The organism is Streptomyces sp. NBC_00986 (assembly GCF_045162565.1).
Taxonomy (GTDB): Bacteria; Actinomycetota; Actinomycetes; order Streptomycetales; family Streptomycetaceae; genus Streptomyces.
In genome coordinates this window covers 2,274,497-2,295,919 of sequence record NZ_CP108733.1, presented here as the reverse complement: position 1 = coordinate 2,295,919, position 21,423 = coordinate 2,274,497, and the positions used below count along the sequence as shown (strand labels likewise).

Annotated in this window: 19 protein-coding genes; 11 read left to right on the top strand and 8 right to left on the bottom strand. The window is 70.7% G+C overall.

The genetic code is table 11. From position 1 onward, the window contains the following. Window positions 1-11: 11 nt before the first annotated feature. The 4 genes from OG504_RS10045 to OG504_RS10030 all read right to left on the bottom strand — a co-directional run bounded on the left by OG504_RS10045 (window position 12) and on the right by OG504_RS10030 (window position 4,678). Window positions 12-860: a hypothetical protein gene (locus OG504_RS10045; protein ID WP_405989468.1), complete on the bottom strand. Its 849-nt coding sequence runs from the start codon at window positions 858-860 to the stop codon at window positions 12-14. Between the two features lie 74 nt (window positions 861-934). Continuing rightward, window positions 935-1,909: an acyl-ACP desaturase gene (locus OG504_RS10040; RefSeq protein WP_366430043.1), complete on the bottom strand. Its 975-nt coding sequence runs from the start codon at window positions 1,907-1,909 to the stop codon at window positions 935-937. A gap of 215 nt (window positions 1,910-2,124) precedes the next feature. Further along, entirely contained in the window at window positions 2,125-2,901 is a 777-nt protein-coding gene (gene ddaH, locus OG504_RS10035) for a dimethylargininase (RefSeq protein ID WP_405989467.1), read from the bottom strand. A 157-nt stretch (window positions 2,902-3,058) separates the two neighbouring features. Beyond that, window positions 3,059-4,678 (bottom strand): ABC-F family ATP-binding cassette domain-containing protein, encoded by a 1,620-nt coding sequence (locus OG504_RS10030; RefSeq protein ID WP_405996291.1) that lies wholly within the window; start codon window positions 4,676-4,678, stop codon window positions 3,059-3,061. A 338-nt stretch (window positions 4,679-5,016) separates the two neighbouring features. On the opposite strand from OG504_RS10030, the gene OG504_RS10025 reads away from it, so the two are divergent. After that, window positions 5,017-5,874 carry an isocitrate lyase/phosphoenolpyruvate mutase family protein gene (locus tag OG504_RS10025; RefSeq protein WP_405989466.1) on the top strand — a complete coding sequence of 286 codons (858 nt, stop codon included), beginning with the start codon at window positions 5,017-5,019 and terminating at the stop codon, window positions 5,872-5,874. A gap of 1 nt (window position 5,875) precedes the next feature. On the opposite strand, the gene OG504_RS10020 is transcribed toward OG504_RS10025, so the two are convergent. Next, entirely contained in the window at window positions 5,876-6,292 is a 417-nt protein-coding gene (locus OG504_RS10020) for an SsgA family sporulation/cell division regulator (RefSeq protein ID WP_405989465.1), read from the bottom strand. Between the two features lie 240 nt (window positions 6,293-6,532). On the opposite strand from OG504_RS10020, the gene OG504_RS10015 reads away from it, so the two are divergent. The 3 genes from OG504_RS10015 to mmpA all read left to right on the top strand — a co-directional run bounded on the left by OG504_RS10015 (window position 6,533) and on the right by mmpA (window position 8,610). Further along, window positions 6,533-7,627 (top strand): WD40/YVTN/BNR-like repeat-containing protein, encoded by a 1,095-nt coding sequence (locus tag OG504_RS10015; protein ID WP_405989464.1) that lies wholly within the window; start codon window positions 6,533-6,535, stop codon window positions 7,625-7,627. Window positions 7,628-7,696: 69 nt separating this feature from the next. Next, the gene (locus tag OG504_RS10010; RefSeq protein WP_405989463.1) at window positions 7,697-8,386 is read left to right on the top strand and encodes an endonuclease V; all 690 of its coding nucleotides are present in this window, start codon (window positions 7,697-7,699) and stop codon (window positions 8,384-8,386) included. A gap of 86 nt (window positions 8,387-8,472) precedes the next feature. Continuing rightward, on the top strand, window positions 8,473-8,610 hold the full coding sequence (gene mmpA / locus OG504_RS10005) for a morphogenic membrane protein MmpA (RefSeq protein ID WP_199810979.1): 138 nt from the start codon (window positions 8,473-8,475) through the stop codon (window positions 8,608-8,610). 280 nt (window positions 8,611-8,890) lie between these two features. Here mmpA and OG504_RS10000 read toward each other — a convergent pair whose 3' ends face one another. Continuing rightward, on the bottom strand, window positions 8,891-10,069 hold the full coding sequence (locus tag OG504_RS10000; protein WP_405989462.1) for a saccharopine dehydrogenase family protein: 1,179 nt from the start codon (window positions 10,067-10,069) through the stop codon (window positions 8,891-8,893). 91 nt (window positions 10,070-10,160) lie between these two features. Here OG504_RS10000 and OG504_RS09995 point away from each other — a divergent pair, with 91 nt between their 5' ends. The 4 genes from OG504_RS09995 (at window position 10,161) to OG504_RS09980 (ending at window position 15,292) form a co-directional block, all read left to right on the top strand. Further along, the gene (locus OG504_RS09995) at window positions 10,161-10,559 is read left to right on the top strand and encodes an MmcQ/YjbR family DNA-binding protein (RefSeq protein ID WP_405989461.1); all 399 of its coding nucleotides are present in this window, start codon (window positions 10,161-10,163) and stop codon (window positions 10,557-10,559) included. 106 nt (window positions 10,560-10,665) lie between these two features. Beyond that, window positions 10,666-11,835 carry a CaiB/BaiF CoA transferase family protein gene (locus OG504_RS09990; protein ID WP_405989460.1) on the top strand — a complete coding sequence of 390 codons (1,170 nt, stop codon included), beginning with the start codon at window positions 10,666-10,668 and terminating at the stop codon, window positions 11,833-11,835. A gap of 24 nt (window positions 11,836-11,859) precedes the next feature. Beyond that, a complete protein-coding gene (locus OG504_RS09985; RefSeq protein ID WP_405989459.1) occupies window positions 11,860-13,074 on the top strand; it encodes an acetyl-CoA C-acetyltransferase in 1,215 nt (404 codons plus the stop codon). 40 nt (window positions 13,075-13,114) lie between these two features. Then, entirely contained in the window at window positions 13,115-15,292 is a 2,178-nt protein-coding gene (locus OG504_RS09980) for a 3-hydroxyacyl-CoA dehydrogenase NAD-binding domain-containing protein (protein ID WP_405989458.1), read from the top strand. Between the two features lie 19 nt (window positions 15,293-15,311). Here the strand turns inward: OG504_RS09980 and OG504_RS09975 are convergent, their stop codons facing one another. Continuing rightward, complete coding sequence (locus OG504_RS09975; protein ID WP_405989457.1) at window positions 15,312-16,043, bottom strand: MerR family transcriptional regulator; 732 nt, start codon at window positions 16,041-16,043, stop codon at window positions 15,312-15,314. A gap of 80 nt (window positions 16,044-16,123) precedes the next feature. Between OG504_RS09975 and OG504_RS09970 the strand changes: the two genes are divergently transcribed. Together OG504_RS09970 and OG504_RS09965 are read left to right on the top strand one after the other, a co-directional pair. After that, window positions 16,124-16,603, top strand: coding sequence for a macro domain-containing protein (locus tag OG504_RS09970; protein ID WP_405989456.1), 480 nt, complete (start codon window positions 16,124-16,126; stop codon window positions 16,601-16,603). 81 nt (window positions 16,604-16,684) lie between these two features. Continuing rightward, a complete protein-coding gene (locus tag OG504_RS09965; protein ID WP_405989455.1) occupies window positions 16,685-17,614 on the top strand; it encodes a PfkB family carbohydrate kinase in 930 nt (309 codons plus the stop codon). Between the two features lie 69 nt (window positions 17,615-17,683). Here OG504_RS09965 and OG504_RS09960 read toward each other — a convergent pair whose 3' ends face one another. Beyond that, window positions 17,684-19,177 carry a M1 family metallopeptidase gene (locus OG504_RS09960; RefSeq protein ID WP_405989454.1) on the bottom strand — a complete coding sequence of 498 codons (1,494 nt, stop codon included), beginning with the start codon at window positions 19,175-19,177 and terminating at the stop codon, window positions 17,684-17,686. A 234-nt stretch (window positions 19,178-19,411) separates the two neighbouring features. Here OG504_RS09960 and OG504_RS09955 point away from each other — a divergent pair, with 234 nt between their 5' ends. Further along, on the top strand, window positions 19,412-21,358 hold the full coding sequence (locus OG504_RS09955) for a Xaa-Pro dipeptidyl-peptidase (protein WP_405989453.1): 1,947 nt from the start codon (window positions 19,412-19,414) through the stop codon (window positions 21,356-21,358). Window positions 21,359-21,423: the final 65 nt, after the last annotated feature.

Here is a 21,423-nt window from a genome sequence, read left to right as displayed (position 1 = left end):
TCAGGGTCGGCTCAGGCGACCGCTCCCGCCGTCACGACCAGCTCCACCGCGTTGCCGTGGAACGTGTCGATCAGCTGCGCCAGCACCGACCAGGCGTCCTCGTGGTCGGCCAAGTGCTCGCGCACGAGCGGTCGCAGGGCGTCCTCGGCCTCGGCCACGCGCGCGGGGAACATCAAGTGACCTGTGGACAGCACCTTCAGGACGTGCGACGCGGCGCTCCAGGTGGTCGCGTAGTCGGCGGGGTCGCCGAGCACGCCGGCTTGCTCGATGCGGTGGGTGAACTTGCGGTGCGTGCCGAACTGGGCGCGCAGTTCGGGTGGGCAGTCCGGGCGTACGGACAGCGCCCAGCGCGCGTATCCGGGCAGCGGACGGTCCTGGTCCGCCTCCATGACGGCCTGCCAGTCGGAGCGCTTCAGGACCATCGACGCGGCCGTCCGCGCGGACTGCATCGAGGTGCCCTCGCGCAGGGCGCCGACCAGGCCGAAGCGGGTGAAGCTCTCGGGGACCGGCGGTTCGTCCGCCAGTCGCACGCTGTCGGGGACGGTCAACGGCCCCTCGCGGTCGGGGCCGAACGGCACACCGCGCGCGATGGCGCGACGCATCCCGTTGTCCGCGGAGATGTGCCGCCAGACCCACTGGTTCAGGTCCGGGTCGTCCTCCTGCAGCGACCACAGCAGGACGGAGGTCGGCACCGGCGTCCTCGTCCAGGACCACAGGTCGGCGTTGCGCCGTGCCTCGGGAGTCCGCTCGCGATCCGGCTCCGGGAGGCCGATCCGCCGCCGTATCCGCTCGGCGGCCCCGCTGTCGATCAGGTGCAGCAGAAAGCCGACCGCCGCCCCTGACGTGCTGTTCTCACGCATGGCGGAATGATGCCGCAGCGGGACGGCCGCCCGCACCGGCAAATCGATCGCCGGGCGGGCCGAGGCCATCCGGGTCAGGCGCTCGCGCGCGCCGCCATCCGGGCCTTGCGGATCGCGAGCTTCTCGTCGAACTTGGACGCTTCGGAGTCCAGGCCGCCCATGTAGAGGCCGATCTCCTCCTGGGCCTGCTGGCCCTCGGGGCCGAGGCCGTCGATCTCCATGACCTTGAGGAAGCGCAGGACGGGCTGGATGACGTCGTCGTGGTGGATGCGCAGGTTGTAGACCTCGCCGATGGCCATCTGCGCGGCGAAGCGCTCGAAGCCGGGCATGCCGTGACCGGGCATCCGGAAGTTGACGAGGACGTCGCGTACGGCCTGCATGGTGAGGTCGGGGGCGAGCTCGAACGCGGCCTTCAGGAGGTTGCGGTAGAAGACCATGTGCAGGTTCTCGTCGGTCGCGATGCGGGCCAGCATGCGGTCGCAGACCGGGTCGCCCGACTGGTGGCCGGTGTTGCGGTGCGACACGCGCGTGGCCAGCTCCTGGAAGGCGACGTACGCCACGGAGTGCAGCATCGAGTGCCGGTTGTCCGACTCGAAGCCCTCGCTCATGTGCTCCATGCGGAACGCCTCGAGCTTGTCCGGGTCGACCGCGCGGGAGGCGAGCAGGTAGTCCCGCATGACGATGCCGTGCCGGCCCTCCTCCGCCGTCCAGCGGTGCACCCAGGTGCCCCAGGCGCCGTCGCGGCCGAAGAGGGAGGCGATCTCGTGGTGGTAGCTGGGGAGGTTGTCCTCCGTAAGGAGGTTCACGACGAGGGCGATGCGGCCGATCTCGGTGACCTTGGACTGCTCCTTGCCCCAGGCCTCGCCGTCCTCGAAGAAGCCGGGGAAGTTCCGGGCGTCGCTCCACGGCACGTACTCGTGCGGCATCCAGTCCTTGGTGACCTTGAGGTGCCGGTTGAGTTCGGTCTCGACGACTTCTTCCAACGCGTACAGCAGCTTGGCGTCGGTCCAGACTGCGGGGCTGCCGAGGTGCGGGGAAGTGATCGTCACGGGGACTCCAGGGGGACGTCGTACAAAACTGAACAAACCGGCGAGCGGTGCCGGGACCTGTGCAACTTACGGAATCGTAGGCTACGAAACCGTAGGTTACGAGACCGTAGGTTAAGGACGCTGTAAAGATCGCTGTTCAGGCCGTATCGCCGGGGAATCCCGCACGGCCGCAGGACCGCAGGTCCCGGCGCCGAACGGGCGGCCGTGTCACCCGTTCAGGCGTACAGATCCCGGAGCCTGACCGAGAGGCACGTCACACATCCTTCGAGTTTCTCGAACTCGCTGATGTCCACCACGACCGGCTCGTGGCCGAGATCGCTGAGCAGGTCGGCGGTCTTGGGCGCGCTCGCCGCCATCAGCAGCTTGTCGCCGCCGAGCAGCACCACATGCGCGCCGGCCTCCTCGGGCACCGACAGGAAACGCGGGAACAGCGAGGGCCGGTCCACCTTCGGGATGTGCCCGAGCACCGTCCCGTCGGGCAGCGCGGTGACCGCCGACTTCAGATGCAGCACCTTGCTCACGGGCACGGCGACCACCCGCGCCCCGAGCGGCTCGAACACGGCCCGCAACTGCTGGATGCCGGCCGCGTTCGTCCGGCCGCCCCGGCCGACGTAGATCGTGTCGTCGACCTTGAGGACGTCGCCGCCCTCCAGGGTGCCCGGCTCCCAGACCCAGTTCACCGAGCAGCCGAGCCGGGCCACCGCCTCCTCGACCCCGCCGGTCTCCTCGCGCCGGGACTCGGCGCCGGGCCGCGAGATCAGCGCCACGTTCTTGTACACGACCACCGCGTCCTCGACGAACACGGAGTCGGGGCAGTCGTCGGCCGGATCCACCTCGAGCGTCTCCCAGCCGTGCACCCGCAGGGCGTGCGCGTAGGCCTCCCACTGCTCGAGTGCCTGCTCGACATCGACCTTCTCCCGCTCGATGTGCGTGACCAGCCCTTCGGCCAGGCGCGGGCTGGGTCGGCGGACGAGGGCCTTCTTGCTGGGCACGAGCGGGACTCCGTATCGGCGGGATCGTTTCGGCGCCGTTGTCGGGGCACCGGTTGGCCATCATGCGTCACCCGTCCGTGCCGACAAAACCCCTCACGTGAGGCTGTGGCCCTCCTGAGATGCGCCCGGAGGGCCCGGACCGGGTACCGCACGGGCGCTATGCCGGGTGTTCCACCTCCTCCGGTGTGATCGTCCGCAGCTCCCCGTCCAGCAGCAGCCAGCGTGTGATGCCGATCGATTCGAGGAACGGCAGGTCGTGACTGGCCACGATCAACGCCCCTTCGTACGACTCCAGCGCCGAGGTCAGCTGCCGCACGCTCGCCATGTCGAGGTTGTTCGTCGGCTCGTCCAGCATCAGCAGCTGCGGGGCGGGCTCCGCGAGCATCAGCGCGGCCAGCGCCGCCCGGAAACACTCGCCGCCGGACAGCGTCGACGCCTGCTGGTCGGCGCGGGCACCCCGGAACAGGAAGCGGGCAAGCCGCGCCCGGACCCGGTTGTTGGTCGCGCCCGGCGCGAACCGCGCCACGTTCTCCGCCACCGTCAGCTCACCGTCGAGGACATCGAGCCGCTGCGGCAGGAAACGCAGCGGGACATGCGTCACCGCCTCGCCCGCCACCGGCTCCAGCTCCCCGGCGATCGTGCGCAGCAGCGTCGTCTTGCCCGCGCCGTTGCGCCCGATCAGCGCGATCCGCTCCGGCCCGCGCAGATCGAGCCCGCCCGCCCGGGCGCCGTAAGCGAGTTCCAGGTCCATGAGGGTCAGGACCTGACGGCCCGGCGGTACGGCCGTGTACGGCAGGTCGACGCGGATCTCGTCGTCGTCCCGTACGGCCTCCACCGCCTCGTCGAGCCGTTCCTTCGCCTCGGCGAGCCGCTCCTCGTGCAGGATGCGGTGCTTGCCGGCGGACTCCTGTGCGGACCGCCTGCGCGCTCCCATGACGATCTTCGGCTCGCGCTTCTGCTCGAACATCTTCTGTCCGTACTTCTTGCGCCGGGCCAACTTGACCTGCGCGTCGGACAGTTCGCGCTTCTGCTTGCGGAAGTCCGCCTCGGCGACGCGCACCATCCGTGTCGCGGCGTCCTGTTCGGTGGTCAGGGCCTCCTCGTAGGCGGAGTAGTTGCCGCCGTACCAGGTGATCTCGCCGGAGCGCAGATCGGCGATCTGGTCGACGAGGTCGAGGAGTTCACGGTCGTGGCTGACCACGATCATCACCCCGGGCCACGACGCGACGGCCGAGTACAGCCGCTTGCGTGCGTACAGGTCGAGGTTGTTCGTCGGTTCGTCGAGGAGCAGGACGTCCGGCCGGCCGAGCAACAGCGCGGCCAGCCGCAGGAGTACGGACTCGCCGCCCGAGACCTCGCCGATGGTGCGGTCCAAGTCGATGTGTCCCAGGCCGAGTTCGCCGAGTGTGGCGATGGCCCTCTCCTCCACGTCCCAGTCGTCGCCGAGTGTCTCGAAGTGCTCCTCGGCCGCGTCGCCGGCCTCGATGGCGTGCAGGGCGGAGCGTTGAGCGGCGATGCCGAGCGTCTCGTCGACGCGCAGGGCGGTGTCGAGCGTGACGTTCTGCGGGAGGTGGCCGACGTCGCCCGCGACCCGCACGGTGCCGTCGGCCGGGGCGAGTCGACCGGCGATCAGCTTCAACAGGGTTGATTTCCCTGATCCGTTGACACCGACGAGCCCGGTCCTGCCGGGTCCGAAGGCGGCGTCCAGGTCCTCGAAGACGGTGGTCCCGTCGGACCACGCGAAGGAGAGGGACGTACAGGTGACGGAGGTATGCATGAGGGCCTCGCGGTTGCTTGACGCGGTCATGGGCGGACGCGTATCGAGACACCGCGAGGCGGGAGACTGGTCCCGGGGGCGGAGAGAAGGCCCTGTTCCGGAGGACGGCTCGGACGCCGAGGTCGTACACGGCGGACACACCTCAGGGGTGTGTGGCGCGGTGTCTCAGAACCTCAGACGAGCAACGTCCTACTCCGATCGACGGCAACAGAAGCAAGGGCAACGCTACGAAAGGCCTCGGGGGGCTGTCAACGCATTAAAGCGGGAGCCCGCGACCCGCACGCCGAGGTCGGATTCCTGCCAGCCAGGGCGCGCCCACGCCTGCTTGAGTGAGGCGTATGACGAACCAGAACACCCTCCGTGACCGGGCTCTGGCCTTCCGCGCGCTGCATGTGCCGGGGCGTCCGCTCGTCCTGCCGAACGCCTGGGACGCCGCGAGCGCCCGCATCGTCGAGGACGCGGGCGCGTCCGCCGTGGCGACCACCAGCGCGGGTCTCGCCTGGGCCCTCGGCGTCCCGGACGGCGACCGGCTGGACCGGGAGCGGGCCCTGGAGGCGGTCGCCCGCATCACCGCGAGCGTCGCCGTACCGGTGAGCGCCGACATCGAGAGCGGCTTCGCGAAGGACGCGGCGGGGGTCGCCGACACAGTCCGCGCGGTGCTCACGGCGGGTGCGGTGGGGGTGAACATCGAGGACGCGCTCTACGGCGCCGAGATCGACGCGCTCCACGGCGGTGAGGGCGTCCTGCGGCCGGTCGCCGAGCAGGCCGAGCGTATCGCCGCCGCCCGTGAGGCCGCCGACGCGGAGGGCGTGCCGCTGTTCATCAACGCCCGCATCGACACGTTTCTGCGGGGCGTCGGGGGAGTGGACGCGACCCTGGAGCGGGCCGCCGCGTTCCGGGCCGCGGGCGCCGACGGGATCTTCGTCCCCGGGACCGTCGAGCCGGGAACGGTCGAGGAACTCGCCGACGGGATCGACGCGCCGCTCAATGTGCTGGTCGGCCCCGGCGCACCGCCGGTCGCCGAACTGGCCGCGCTGGGCGTCGCGCGCGTGAGCGCGGGCTCCAGCGTCGCGCTGGCCGCGTACGCCGTGGTGCGCCGTGCCGCGCGGGAGCTGCTGGACACGGGTACCTACGGCGCGCAGACGGGAGGGCTCGGCTACGGCGAGCTCAACTCCCTGCTGGCACGGGGGAATTAGCTCAGCAGGCGTCCCGCATCAGCTCGGCGAGGTCGTGGTCCAGGTCGAGCTGGAGGTGTTCGAGACCGGCGGGCACCAGCTCGCCGGTGGCCTGCAGGAAGCGCCGTATCTCGGACGAGTGGACGTGCACGACGGCGGTGCCCTCGGGGGCGTGGAACTCCAGCACGGTGCGGTCGAAGCCGTAGGGCCGCACCCGCACGTCGCCATGGCCCTCGGCGCCGTGCAGACCGGCCGCGAGGAGTTCACGGGCGAAGGTCCAGCAGACCTCGACGCCCTCCAGGGTGGCCGGTGCCGGGAAGGTCATCCGGACGGCGAACGGGTCCCGCTGGTCGTAGTGCAGGATGGCGGGAATGCTCGGCATCCGCGGTGCGGCGGCGACGAGGCGGGCCTCTACGGGCTGCTCGATGACGATGGACAACGCCTTGCTCCCTTGTGTGACGGCGGTGCTGCTGTGGTGAAGGCCGGACGGTCTCCTGAAAAGATTCCGGAACGGACCCCCGAGTGGATGGGTCCGCACTGGAAGAGACGCCGGAACGGGCCGATCCGTGCACACGAATTTCGAGTGACCTCTGTCACCGCCGCCCATATGCGCCCAAGGCGGGCGCGGGCATCTGGACGGCCCCCGGGGAGTGGGCTAGCTTCGCCCGCCATGAGGCGCATGGGGAAGACGCGACGGGTGGGACGTACGTACCGGAACGTGGCCGTGGCCATGGCGTGCGGGGCGGCGCTGGCCGCGCTGACCGCCGTACCGGCGCAGGCGCGGGACACGGCGCACCGGGCTCCGCACTGGGAGCTCAAGGACAGCGGGGCCGCCGACGTGCGGTTCCGGGGGCTGTCGGCGGTCAGCCGGAACACCGCGTGGGTGGCCGGGACCGCGGGTACCGTGCTGCGGACGACCGACGGCGGGGCGAGCTGGCGGAACGTCTCGCCGCCCGGCACCGCGGACCTGCAGTTCCGGGACATCGAGGCGTTCGACGCGCGCCGCGCGGTGGTCCTGGCGATCGGCGAGGGCGAGACGTCCCGCGTCTACCGCACCGACGACGCCGGAGCGACCTGGACGGAGTCCTTCCGCAACACCGACGCGAACGCCTTCTACGACTGCATGACCTTCTTCGACAGCCGGCACGGCCTCGCGATGAGCGACCCGGTGGACGGCAAGTTCCGCATCCTGTCGACCGGCGACGGCGGCCGCTCCTGGAAGGTGCTGCCCAACACCGGGATGCCGGCCGCGCTCGACGGCGAGGCGGGCTTCGCGGCGAGCGGCCAGTGCCTGGTGAGTTCCGGGCCGAGGGACGTCTGGCTGGCCACCGGCGGGGGTGCACGCGCGCGTGTCCTGCACTCCGCGGACCGCGGCCTCACCTGGACCGCGACCGACACGCCGATCCCGGCCGGTGACCCCGCGCGCGGGGTGTTCGCCCTCGCTTTCCGCGACCGTACGCACGGCCTCGCGGTCGGCGGCAACTACACGGCGGACCAGCCGTCACCGCTCGCGGCGGCGGTCACCGGCGACGGCGGCCGCACCTGGCGCGCCGCCACGACCCCGCCGCCCGCCTACCGCTCCGGCGTCACCTGGCTGCCCCGCAGCCGCAGCACGGCCCTCGCGGTCGGTCCCACGGGCACGGACCTCACGACCGACGCAGGCCGCACCTGGAAGACGGTCGACACCGGCTCGTACGACACGGTCGACTGCGCGGCGGACCTGGGCTGCTGGGCGGCGGGGGAGAAGGGGCGCGTGGCACGGCTGGAGGACTGAAAGGGCGGGGGCGGTACGGCCCCCGCCGTTTCTTCGCACCACCGAGATCGCCGTACGCTCGGCACCACCATGACGACCGTAAGCATTCCCGCGGGCTGGCCCGCGACCGAAGAGCAAGCCCGCGCCGTCCAGGACGAGTTGCGGGAGCGGGTGGTGACCGACGAACCGGGGCCGCCCCCAAGGACCGGGCACGTCACGGGAGTTGATGTCGCCTACGACGACGAGCGGGACGTGGTGGTGGCCGCGGCGGTCGTCCTGGACGCGGCGGACCTCACCGTCGTCGCCGAGGCCACGGCCGTCGGCCGGGTCTCCTTCCCGTACGTGCCGGGGCTGCTCGCCTTCCGCGAGATCCCCACGGTGCTGGCCGCGTTGGAGGCCCTGCCCTGCCCGCCGGGCCTGGTCGTGTGCGACGGCTACGGCCTCGCCCACCCCCGCCGCTTCGGCCTCGCGAGCCACCTCGGCGTCCTCACCGGCCTGCCGACCATCGGCGTCGCCAAGAACCCCTTCACCTTCACGTACGACGATCCGGGCACCTCGCGCGGGTCCTCGTCCCCGCTCCGCGCGGACGCCGACGAGGTCGGCCGCGCGCTGCGTACCCGGGACGCGGTGAAGCCGGTGTTCGTGTCCGTGGGCCACCGGGTGACCCTGGACAACGCCTGCGCCCACACCCTGGCGTTGACCCCGGAGTTCCGTCTCCCGGAGACGACGCGCAGGGCGGACGCACTGTGCCGGCGGGCGCTGCGGGAGACAACTGCCTGAGTGGCTGCGGCGAGTCGCGTCTGAGTACCTGATCTGAGTACCTGTACGGATGCGACCGCGCCCGCGTGATCGGCAGGCTGTCCCGCATGACAACCCACCGTTCCCCGAAGCCCGTTGCCCACCCGAGCCAGCCCGTCGAGCGCGCCGTGATGGTCGCGCTCGTCCTGTCCGTGGCGGCGGGCCTCGCCTGGATCGGCGGGATGATCTACACGCTGTGGCCGTGAGGCGCCAGTGGGGAAACGAGCGAGTCCCACACCGCAACTGACGGTGTGGGACTCGGACTTGAGCGCCGGGCAGGCCTTGCACCTACATCTCCCCGCAGGAAGCGGGGCGTCTTTCCTTGGACTACCGACGCGCGACCAGACTCCGGGTGTTCCGGCGACCGGCTCATGATCCATCGTATCCCATTCCGAGGGTCCGTTCGAACTCCCTTGTGGGGGCGGCCGGTACATGACCCGGCGGGCTCGCGTACTCAACTCGCGTACTCAAGAAGGTCGGGCACGCTCACCGGCTCGCGGCCACCCGGAACGTGATGCCCGCGCTGCGCAGCCGTTCGATGAGCGCGTTGCCCATCGCCACCGCCGTCGTCACCTGGCCTGCTGTGGGCGGGAGTTGGTCGAGGGCCAGAGAGAGGGCCGACTCGGCGAACATCTTCGCCGTCTCGTCGTAGCCGGGGTCGCCGCCCGCGACCTCCGTGAAGACCCGGCGGCCGCCGCCCTCGCCGACGAACTTCACGGAGAACCAGCTCTTCGCGCGCTTCTCCGGGCTCGGTCCGTCGCCGGGCTTGAGACGGTCGGACAACCAGCGGCGGGCCGGCGGGAGTTGGGCGGCCGTGGCCAGGGCGCCGACCGCCGTGACGCCGCCGAGCGCCACGGGGAGGTGTCGTACGGCCGCGTAGTGGCGATAGCGGAAGTCGGGGCCGTAGCGGTCCAGAGCCCGCGCGGATCGTTGGACGACCTGCGGGTCGATGGTCGGCAGGGGCACCGCCCAGGAGCCGATCTCCCCGGCGAACCGGGGTGCCCCCATGGGCGCGCCGGCCCGGCGGCCCACCAGCCGCGGTTCGTGGCGGCGGCGCTCCCGGGCGGCGGCCAACACCTGTCGGCCGCGCCCGAGTTGGGCCAGCGCCGTGGCGAACGTGCCGCCGGAGAACATCGCGTCGACGGTCACGAAACCGTCCACCGCCAAGGGCACCCCCTTCGGCAGCTGCTGAACCGTGAAGTACGCCCCCAGGTCGTGCGGAATCGAGTCGAAGCCCGCGCAGTGCACGAGCCGTGCGCCGGTCTCACGCGCGCGTGCGTCGTGGCGGACGTACGTCAGGTCGACGAACTCCGGCTCGCCGCTGAGGTCGAGACAGTCCGTGCCGGCGTCCGCGCAGGCGGCGACGAGGTCCTCGCCGTAGGTGACGTAGGGGCCGACGGTCGTGGCCACCACGCGCGCGTGCTCGGCGAGTTCGCGCAGGGAGGCCGGGTCGGAGACGTCGGCCCGGAGCACGCCGACCGACGTGCCGCCGGGGAGCCGCTCGCGCAGCCGCTTCAGTTTCAGCTCGTCCCGGCCGGCGATCGCCCAGCGCAGGCCCTCGGGCGCGTGCGCGGCGAGATACTCCGCGGTGAGCACGCCGACGAAGCCCGTGGCTCCGAAGAGCACGATGTCGTAGGGACGGTCCGTCCTGTTCAGCCTGCTCATGACACTCCTGGATCCCGCAGCCCGCGCCGCTGTCGGTGGCTGAGGCTAGCGTGAAGAGTGCGGAGCCCGACGACGAGCCCGGAGGTAGCAGGTGGCCGTGACCGACAACGCCCTGAAGAAGCGGGCGAAAGTACGCGAGTTCGCCCTTGGGCTACCGGGTGCCGTCGAGGAGTTCCCCTGGGGCGAGAGTGTCGCGAAGGTCAACAAGAAGGTGTTCGTCTTCCTCGGCGTCGACGACGGCAGTCACCCGCCGGGCATGACGGTCAAGCTCACCGACGAGGCGGCCCACGCCCACGCGCTCACCGCACCCGGCGCCGAACCCGCCGGATACGGGCTCGGCAAGGCGGGTTGGGTGCACATTCCCCTCGCCGAACAGGGCGCCCCGGCCGCCGAGCTGCTGTGCGACTGGACGGAGGAGAGCTACCGCGCGATCGCCCCGAAGCGCCTGATAGCCGAGTTGGACGAGCAGGGCCGCGGTCGGCGTGACTGACGGCGGGTAACTTGGCTAAGCGCTTGCTCGCCCAGGCCTTGTGTTGAGTGGAACATGTTCTTACCATCACTGGTGTTACATCAGTTGTGTCAAAGCTGGGGGCTGGATGACAGCGGCAACGACGCCCGGGCACGGCCCGCTCTCCGGCGTGCGCGTCGTCGAGCTGGCCGGGATCGGCCCCGGCCCCTTCGCGGCCATGCTCCTCGCCGACCTGGGCGCCGACGTCGTCCGCGTCGACCGGCCCGGCGGCCCCGTGCTCGCGGTCAACCCCGCGTACGACATCACCAACCGCCACAAGCGCTCGGTCCTCGTCGACCTGAAGGCGCCCGACGGCCCCGCGCGCGTGCTCGACCTGGTCGAACGCGCCGACATCCTCATCGAGGGCAACCGCCCCGGCGTCACCGAGCGCCTAGGCGTGGGCCCCGAACCCTGTCACGCCCGCAACCCCCGGCTCGTCTACGGCCGGATGACCGGCTGGGGCCAGGACGGCCCGCTCGCCGAGCGCGCCGGGCACGACATCGCGTACATCGCGCTCACTGGCACCCTCGGCATGATCGGGTCCCCCGGGGAGCCCCCGCCCGCCCCCGCCAACCTGCTGGGCGACTACGCGGGCGGCTCCCTCTACCTCGTCGTGGGCGTCCTCGCCGCCCTGCACCACGCGCGCGTGACCGGCACCGGCCAGGTCGTCGACGCGGCCATCGTCGACGGCACCGCCCACCTCTCCGCGATGATCCACGGCATGCTCGCCGCCGGCAGCTGGCAGGACCGCCGGGCCGCCAACCTCCTCGACGGCGGCTGCCCGTACTACGGCACCTACGAGACCGCCGACGGCAGGCACATGGCGGTGGGCGCCCTGGAGCCGCGGTTCTACGACGAGTTCGTGCACCTGCTCGGCCTCGCGGACTTCGCCGACGCCCGCCGGGACTGGACCCGTTGGGGCGAGCTGCGCGAGGCGGTCGCGGCCCGCTTCCGCAGCCGTACGCGCGACGAGTGGACCGCCGTCTTCGCGGGCACGGACGCGTGCGTGGCGCCCGTGCTGTCGCTGCGCGAGGCCCCGCACCATCCGCACCTCGCCGCACGCGGCACGTTCACCGAGCACGGCGGGATCACCCAGCCCGCCCCCGCGCCCCGGTTCTCCGCGACGCCCACCTCGGTGCGCGGCGGGCCCGCCCGGCCTGGCGCGGACACGTCCGACGTGGCCCGGGACTGGGAACTCCCCGGACTTCTCGACGCTGTTGACGACCCTCAGCGAGGAAACCCCTCGGCGAGTCTTTGAACACCCTCAGTGAAAGGCTTGGCAGTGAGCACCGAAGCGTATGTCTACGACGCGATCCGCACCCCGCGCGGGCGCGGCAAGGCGAATGGATCCCTGCACGGCACGAAGCCCATCGACCTGGTCGTCGGGCTCATCCACGAACTCCGTGACCGCTTCCCGGACCTGGACCCGGCCGCGATCGACGACATCGTCCTCGGGGTCGTCGGCCCGGTCGGCGACCAGGGTTCCGACATCGCCCGGATCGCCGCCGTGGCCGCCGGACTGCCGGACACGGTGGCCGGAGTGCAGGAGAACCGCTTCTGTGCCTCGGGCCTCGAAGCCGTCAACATGGCCGCCGCCAAGGTGCGTTCGGGCTGGGAGGACCTCGTCCTCGCCGGTGGTGTCGAGTCGATGTCCCGGGTGCCGATGGCCTCGGACGGCGGCGCCTGGTTCAACGACCCGATGACGAACCTCGCCGTCAACTTCGTGCCCCAGGGCATCGGCGCCGACCTGATCGCCACGATCGAGGGATTCTCCCGGCGCGACGTCGACGAGTACGCGGCGCTCTCGCAGGAGCGCGCGGCCACCGCCTGGAAGGAGGGCCGCTTCGACCGGTCCGTCGTCCCGGTCCTGGATCGCAGCGGCCTGGTCGTCCTCGACCAGGACGAGCACCTGCGCCCCGGCACCACCGCCGACTCCCTCGCCCGGCTGAAGCCGTCCTTCGCGGACATCGGCGAACTCGGCGGCTTCGACGCCGTGGCCCTGCAGAAGTACCACTGGGTCGAGAAGATCGACCACGTCCACCACGCGGGCAACTCCTCCGGCATCGTCGACGGCGCCTCCCTCGTCGCCATCGGCTCCAAGGAGGTCGGCGACCGCTACGGACTCACCCCGCGCGCGCGGATCGTCTCCGCCGCCGTCTCCGGCTCCGAGCCGACCATCATGCTCACCGGGCCCGCGCCCGCCACCCGCAAGGCCCTCGCCAGGGCCGGGCTGACCATCGACGACATCGACCTCGTCGAGATCAACGAGGCCTTCGCCGCGGTCGTCCTGCGCTTCGTCCGCGACATGGGGCTGTCCCTGGACAAGGTCAACGTCAACGGCGGTGCCATCGCGTTGGGCCACCCGCTCGGCGCGACCGGCGCGATCATCCTCGGCACGCTCGTCGACGAACTGGAGCGCCAGGACAAGCGCTACGGCCTCGCCACGCTGTGCGTGGGCGGCGGCATGGGCATCGCCACGATCGTCGAGCGCGTCTGAACACCCCAGCGGCAGCAGAGACTTCTACGGAGAACCCCTCATGACCGAGAGCACCACCATCCGCTGGGAACAGGACGACACCGGCGTCGTCACCCTCGTCCTCGACGACCCGAACCAGTCCGCGAACACCATGAACGCGGACTTCCGCGCCTCCCTCACCGCGATCGCCGACCGCCTGGAGGCCGAGCAGGACTCCGTCCGCGGCATCATCTTCACCTCCGCCAAGAAGACCTTCTTCGCCGGCGGCGACCTGCGCGACCTCATCCGTGTCACCCCGGACACCGCCCAGGAGTTCTTCGACGGCGGCCTCGCCATCAAGCGGAACCTGCGCCGCATCGAGACCCTCGGCAAGCCGGTCGTCGCCGCGATCAACGGCGCGGCCCTGGGCGGCGGTTACGAACTCGCCCTCGCCTGCCACCACCGGGTCGCCCTCGACGCGCCCGGCTCGAAGATCGGCTGCCCGGAGGTCACCCTCGGCCTCCTCCCCGGCGGCGGCGGAGTCGTCCGTACGGTACGGCTGTTGGGCATCGCGGACGCCCTGCTGAAGGTGCTTCTCCAGGGCACCCAGTACAGCCCGCGGCGCGCCCAGGAGAACGGCCTCGTCCACGAAGTGGCCGTCACCCAGGACGAGTTGATCGCCAAGGCCCGCGCCTTCATCGACGCCAACCCGCAGTCGCAGCAGCCCTGGGACAAGCCCGGCTACCGCATCCCGGGCGGCACCCCGGCGAACCCCAAGTTCGCGGCCAACCTGCCCGCCTTCCCGGCGACCCTGCGCAAGCAGACCAACGGCGCCCCCTACCCGGCCCCGCGCAACATCCTCGCCGCCGCCGTCGAGGGCGCCCAGGTCGACTTCGAGACCGCCCAGGTCATCGAGACCCGCTACTTCGTCGAGCTGGCGGTCGGCCAGACCTCGAAGAACATGATCCAGGCGTTCTTCTTCGACCTCCAGGCCGTCAACTCCGGCGCCAACCGCCCCCAGGGCATCCCCTCCCGCCCGGTCCGCAAGGTCGCCGTCCTCGGCGCCGGGATGATGGGCGCCGGCATCGCCTACTCGTGCGCCCGCGCGGGCATCGACGTCGTCCTCAAGGACGTGACCGCGGAGGCGGCTGCCAAGGGCAAGGCGTACTCCGAGAAGCTCTGCGCCAAGGCCGTCTCCCGCGGTCGTACGACACAGGAGAAGGCGGACGCGCTGCTCGCCCGCATCACCGCCACCGCCGACCCGCAGGACCTCGCGGGCTGCGACGCGGTGATCGAGGCCGTCTTCGAGGACACCTCGCTCAAGCACAAGGTGTTCCAGGAGATCCAGCACATCGTCGAGCCCGACGCGCTGCTGTGCTCCAACACCTCCACCCTCCCGATCACCGCCCTCGCCGAAGGCGTGGAGCGTCAAGTCGACTTCATCGGGCTGCACTTCTTCTCGCCGGTCGACAAGATGCCCCTCGTCGAGATCATCAAGGGCGAGCGCACCGGCGACGAGGCGCTCGCGCGCGCCTTCGACCTGGTCCGGCAGATCAAGAAGACGCCGATCGTCGTCAACGACTCGCGCGGCTTCTTCACCTCACGCGTGATCGGCCAGTTCATCAACGAGGGTGTGGCGATGGTCGGCGAGGGCATCGAGCCCGCGTCCATCGAGCAGGCCGCGGCGCAGGCCGGCTACCCGGCCAAGGTCCTCTCCCTGATGGACGAGTTGACGCTCACGCTCCCGCGCAAGATCCGCAACGAGTCCAAGCGGGCCGTCGAGGACGCGGGCGGCACCTGGCCAGGCCACCCCGCCGAAGCCGTCATCGACCGCATGGTCGACGAGTTCGACCGCACCGGACGCAGCGGCGGCGCGGGCTTCTACGACTACGACGAGAACGGCAGGCGCGCCGGGCTGTGGCCGGGCCTGCGCGAGCACTTCACGCGTGCGGGCGCCGAGATCCCCTTCACGGACATGCAGGAACGCATGCTGTTCTCGGAGGCCCTCGACACTGTCAAGCTCCTTGAGGAGGGCGTGCTGACGTCCGTCGCGGACGCCAACATCGGGTCCATCTTCGGGATCGGCTTCCCCGGCTGGACGGGTGGTGTCCTGCAGTACATCAACGGTTACGAGGGCGGCCTGCCCGGCTTCGTGGCACGCGCGCGTGCGCTGGCCGAGCGCTACGGGGAGCGGTTCACGCCGCCCGCGCTGCTCGTGGAGAAGGCCGAGAAGGGGGAACGCTTCAGCGACGCGCGCTGAGGCACGTGCCGCGAGTGGCTCACTCGTCCCGGTCCTCCGGCGACTCCTTGAGCCACTCGCGGAGTTCCTCGCGCAGCGACCGCTGAAAGGTCGTCAGAAGGGCCTGCACGACCAGGGGTTGCATGTGCGCGGACAGCGACTTCACGTCCTGCGCGGCCCGTTGGGAGACCTCCCCGCGGAACACCTGCGACAACTCGTGGGCCGCCGCGCGTGAGTGCTCGATCAGGACGTTCCGGGACGCGAGGATCGCCTCCTGGGACACCGGTACGTCGAGCAGTCGTACGCCGAGCCGGAGCAGACCGGAGTCGACGCGGAAGGCGCCGTCGTCGGGGGCGATCACGTCCATCGCCACCAGCCGCTCGATGTCCTCGTCGTCGAGCGCCCGGCCCGCCCGCCGCTCCAACTCCGTTCGGCCCAGGGTCTCCACCGTGTCCGGCGCCCACGACGCCACCACCGCGCGGTGGATCGCGAGGTCGTGCGCGCTGAGATCCCGCGGCAGTCGGCCCAGGTAGCGCTCGATCGCGGCGAGCGTCATGCCCTGGTGCTGCAACTCCTCGATCAACGCGAGCCGGGACAGATGCTCCTGCCCGTAGTGCCCGACCCGCCGCGCTCCGATCACCGGCGGCGGGAGGAGCCCCTTGGTGCTGTAGAACCGGACCGTGCGGACCGTCGTACCGGCCCGCGCGGCCAGTTCGTCGATCGTGAGCGTCGGCTCCTCGGTGTCGGTACCGGTCTCGGCATCGGTCGTCATGTGCAGCAGTATCGCTGTCTCACCAACACTGTGAAACCACCGGAAGGCCGTTGTCAGTGGTGCGGCCTACGGTGGACGGCATGGGGGAGATCAACTATGTCCGGGGTGACGCGACCGTTCCGTCGGTCAAGGGCGTCAAGGTGATCGCGCATGTCTGCAACGACATCGGCGGCTGGGGAAAGGGCTTCGTACTGGCGGTGTCGCGCCGCTGGCCGGAGCCGGAGAAGGCGTACCGGTCCTGGCACCGGGCCCGCGCGGCCAACGACTTCGGCCTGGGCGCCGTCCAACTCGTCCAGGTGGAGCGCCATGTGTGGGTGGCCAACATGATCGGCCAGCGCGGCATACGCACGGGCAGCAAGGGCGTCCCCGTGCGCTACGAGGCGATCGACACGGCGCTGGGTCTGCTGGCCGACCGTGCGGCTGAGCTCGGCGCGTCCGTGCACATGCCCCGCATCGGGTGCGGCCTCGCGGGCGGCAAGTGGTCACGGGTCGAACCGCTGATCACCGAGCGGGTGGTACGGCGGGGGATCGCGGTGACGGTGTACGACCGCGGGGACTGAGCAAAGCCGATCCCCGATCCAACTTGCCCCGCACTGAAAGGAGTTGCAGAATCTTGCGCAACTACAGGGAAGGCCGTGATCGTGAGCCGTGACATCGACGTCCTCGTCCTGGGCGGCGCCGGAGTGGACACCATCGTCCACGTCCCCGAACTACCGCTCCCGTACGCCGACAGCTACATGATCGACCCCGGCATCCGCACCCGCGCCGGCCAGACCGGCGACTTCGTCGCCCTCGGCCTCAGCGCGCTGGGCCTGCGCACCCACCACCTCGACATGCTCGGCGCCGACCCCGAGGGCGACCTGGTCCGCGCGCTGCACCGCGACCACGGCATCCCGCTCACCGAAGTCCCGCAGCCCGCAGGCACCAAGCGCGCGGTCAACCTCGTGGGCCCCGACGGCCGACGCCTCTCCCTCTACGACGCGACCCGCAGCCACCCCGACGACCGCCTCCCGGAACCCACGGTCCGTTCCCTCGCCACGGCGAGCCGCCACGCCCACGTCTCCATCACCCAGCCCTGCGCCCACGCCCTGCCGCTGTTGCGCGAGTCCGGCACGACGATCTCGACGGACCTGCACAACTGGGACGGCACGAACCCGTACCAGGAGGAGTTCGCCCTCGCGGCGGACATCGTCTTCCTGTCCACCACCGCCCTGACCGGCACCCCTGAGCGCACGATGCGCGCCGTCGCCGAGCGGGGCCGGGCCGAGCTGGTCGTCGCCACGGCCGGCGCGGAGGGCGCGTATCTGCTGGCCGACGACGAGGTGACCCACATCCCGACCGTCACGCCCTATGGACCGGTGATCGACTCGAACGGCGCGGGCGACGCCTTCGCCGCGGCCTTCCTCTACGGCTGGCTCAACCGCGAAACCCCACAACGCGCCGCCCTCTACGGCGCAATCGCGGGCGCCCACGCGTGCACAGTGCCGTCGACGGAGACGGGAGCGATACACCGCGACCAACTCCTGTCGAGGGCGGCTGATTTCGACACGTCCAGGAGGGCGCCCCTTTAGGGGTGCGGGGAACTGCGCGACCGGCCACAACGGGCCCGCAGCCCCCACACCACAGAACCAGGCAATTCCTTAGTGCACGCTGTTCGTAGCCGCGATCTTCTTCCAGGACTTCGGCTGCACCGGAGCCACACCCACCCCCGCCCCGGCGATGGACACGCTCCGCGCCGCCGGAGCCGCAGGCTTGGTCGGCTGGAACAGCCACGTGTCGAAGAGCCCGGACAACGACTTCCCGGAGACCTGCTCGGCGTACGCCCGGAAGTCCGCTACAGACGCGTTCCCGTAAGCGTGCTCCTTGGGCCACCCCTTCAAAATGGCGAAGAACGCATCGTCACCGACCTCGTTGCGCAACGCCTGAATGGCCAACGCCCCCCGGTCGTAGACCGGAAGCTCGAACTGGTCCTCCGGACCGGGGTCACCCGGAGCGATCGTCCAGAACGCGTCGTCCGCCGGGTGCGAGGCGTAGACGTAGTCGGCGAGTTGCTGCGTCGTGCCCTCGCCCTCGTGCTCGGACCAGAGCCACTGCGCGTACCGCGCGAAGCCCTCGTTGATCCAGATGTCCTTCCAGCCCTTGAGCGACACGTCGTCGCCGTACCACTGGTGGGCCAACTCATGCACCACGACAGAGGTGTTGGCGCCGTTCGCGAACTGCTTCTGGCTGTAGTAGACGCGGGTCTGGGTCTCCAGCGCGTACCCGGTGGTCGTGTTGGGCACGTAGCCGCCGGCCGAACTGAAGGGGTACGGGCCGAAGTAGCCGCTCAGCCAGTCGACGATCTCGCCGGTGCGCTCGACGCTCGCCCGCGCGGAGCCGTCGTTGTCGCCGAGGTCCTTGCTGTAGGCGTTGATGACGGGGACGCCGCCGTCCGAGGTGCTGGTCGTGATGTCGAACTTGCCGAGGGCGAGGGTGGCCAGATAGGTGGCCTGCGGTTTGTTCTGGCGCCAGTTGTAGCGGGTCCAGCCGAGCTGTGAACTCGTCGACTGGAGCGTGCCGTTGGAGATCGCCTGGGTGCCGTCCGGCACGGCCACCGACACGTCGTAGGTCGCCTTGTCGCTCGGGTGGTCGTTGCTCGGGAACCACCACCACGCGGACTCGGGCTCGTCCGCCGCGACCGCGCCGTCCGGGGTGCGGTGCCACGTGTTGAAGCCGTACGCGCTCTTCGTGGAGGGCACCCCGCTGTAGCGGACCACGACCGTGATCGGCGTGCCCTTCGGCAGCGGGGTCTTCGGGGTGATCTCCAGCTCGTGCTGCCCGGAGGTCGCGAACGTCGCCGCCGCGCCGTTGACCCGGATCTCGCTGACGTCGAGGAGGAAGTCCAGGTTGAACCGCGACAGGTCCTGCGTGGTCTTCGCCAGGATCGTCGCCGTGCCCGCCAACTCATCGGTGGCGGGCTGGTATTGAAGCCTCAGGTCGTAGTGCGAGACGTCGTATCCGCCGTTGCCGTAGTACGGGTAATAGGGGTCGCCGATGCCCGGAGCGCCGGGGGAGTAGCTTGCCGCCGACGCCGGGATCGCCAGCATGAGCGAGGCCGCCGCGAGTGCGCCCGGCGCGATGATTCTGCGGTGCACGAGAACTCCAAGTCGTAGGGCTCCACGAGAAGTCCGGAGAGCCGTGGGGGTCCACGAAGGTCGAAGAGCCGTAGGGGTCGGTCCACGAAGTCTGTACGGAGCCTATTCACCCCCTGTGGCCCCGCGCCTGTCCACGGCCCCTCCTGTCACACGATCGCCATTCGGCCGTCATGACCCCCGAAGGACCCCGAGTGCCTCTTCCAGCACGGGAGTTGACCGATGTACCGTCCGCGCATGCCGAAACGCACGCGCTTCACGATCTGGAGATCGCTCGCGACGGCGGCGACCGCCGCCCTCCTGGCCACCTTCCTCACCCCGGCAGTGGCCCAGAGCGCTCCGCAGGAAAGCCAACCCGTCTACTCGTACGCGAACGCCGTCCGCGAGGCCGTCTGGGTGGACACCGGCCTCGACGGCGACGGTGACGGAAAGACCGACCGGGTCGCCGTCGACATCGTCCGGCCGAGCGAACCCGCCCGCCAGGGCCGCAAAGTCCCCGTCATCATGGACGCCAGCCCCTACTACTCCTGCTGCGGCCGCGGCAACGAGAGCCAGCTGAAGACGTACGACGCCGGCGGCAACGTTGTCCAGATGCCGCTCTTCTACGACAACTACTTCGTGCCCCGCGGCTACGCCTTCGTCGGCGTCGACCTCGCCGGCACCAACCGCTCCGACGGCTGCGTCGACGTCGGCGGACGCTCCGACATCCAGTCCGCGAAGGCCGTCGTCGACTGGCTCAACGGACGCGCCAAGGCGTACACCACCCGCACCGGAACCGTTCGCTCGCAGGCGAGTTGGACCAACGGCAACACCGGGATGATCGGGAAGAGCTGGGACGGCACCATCGCCAACGGCGTCGCCGCCACCGGCGTGAAGGGCCTGAAGACGATCGTCCCGATCAGCTCCATCTCCTCCTGGTACGACTACTACTTCGCCCAGGGTGCCCCGCTCTACGACTCGGGCCCCGACTGGCTGTCCGACGCCGTCGAGAGCCCCGACGCGCAGGCCAAGTGCGCCGCCGTACAGAAGAAACTCGTCGACGGCGCCCCGCGCACCGGCGACTGGACCCCGCTGTGGACCGAGCGCGACTACGTGAAGGACGCGAGCAAGGTCAAGGCCAGCGTGTTCCTCGTGCACGGCATGCAGGACCTCAACGTCCGCACCAAGAACTTCGGCCAGTGGTGGGACGCCCTCGCCAAGAACGGCGTCGAGCGCAAGATCTGGCTCTCCCAGACCGGCCACGTCGACCCCTTCGACTACCGTCGCGCCGACTTCGTGGACACCCTGCACCGCTGGTTCGACCACGAACTCCTCGGCTACGACAACGGAATCGACCGCCGGCCGATGGCCGACATCGAACGCCACCCCGACCAGTGGGTCACGTCGGCGACCTGGCCGCCGAGCGGCACCGCGGCGACCACCCTCCACCCGGCGCAGGGCACCCAGCCGGGCGTGGGCACGCTCGGCCTCGGCACCGGTGCGGGCACCGAGACGTTCACCGACAACCCGCAGGAGAGCGAGACCGATTGGGCCGCCGCGATCGACAAGTCGACGGCGGACAAGGCCGGTTTCGTCACCGGGCCGCTCACGAAGGACCTGCGCCTGTCGGGTTCCTCGAAGGTGACCATCACCGCGACGCCAACCACGTCAACGGCCCATCTCTCGGCCGTACTTGTGGATGTCGGCCCCGACACCATCCGTGACTACGCCGACTCGGCCGAGGGCATCACCACGCTCACGAACCGTACCTGCTGGGGCGAGAGCACGGCCGGCGACAGCGCCTGCTTCCTGGCAACCCGGGCCAAGACCAAGGCAGTCGACTACAACGTCTTCAGCCGCGGCTGGGCCGACCTCGGCAACTACGCCTCCGCCACCAAGGGCGTACCGCTCACCCCGGGCAAGGCGTACACCATCACCCTCGACCTGGCGGCGACCGACCACGTCGTCCCGGCCGGACACCGCCTCGCCCTGATCGTCGCGGGCACGGACAAGGACCTCATCGACCCGCCGTCCACCACCCCGACCCTCACCCTCACCCTGTCGCGCACCTCGGCCCAACTCCCGCTCGTCGGGGGCGCGTCGGCGTTCGCGAAGGCCACGGCGGGCGCTACGGCCACCAGTGCACCGGCGGCCACGACACTCGATGGCGTACGCACGTCGAGCAGGGCCCAACGGGTGCCGTAAGGAGTAACCCCGTCCCGGCCCCTCGTCGATGCCGATGCCGGCGGAGCCTCCACCCTTCCGGTGAA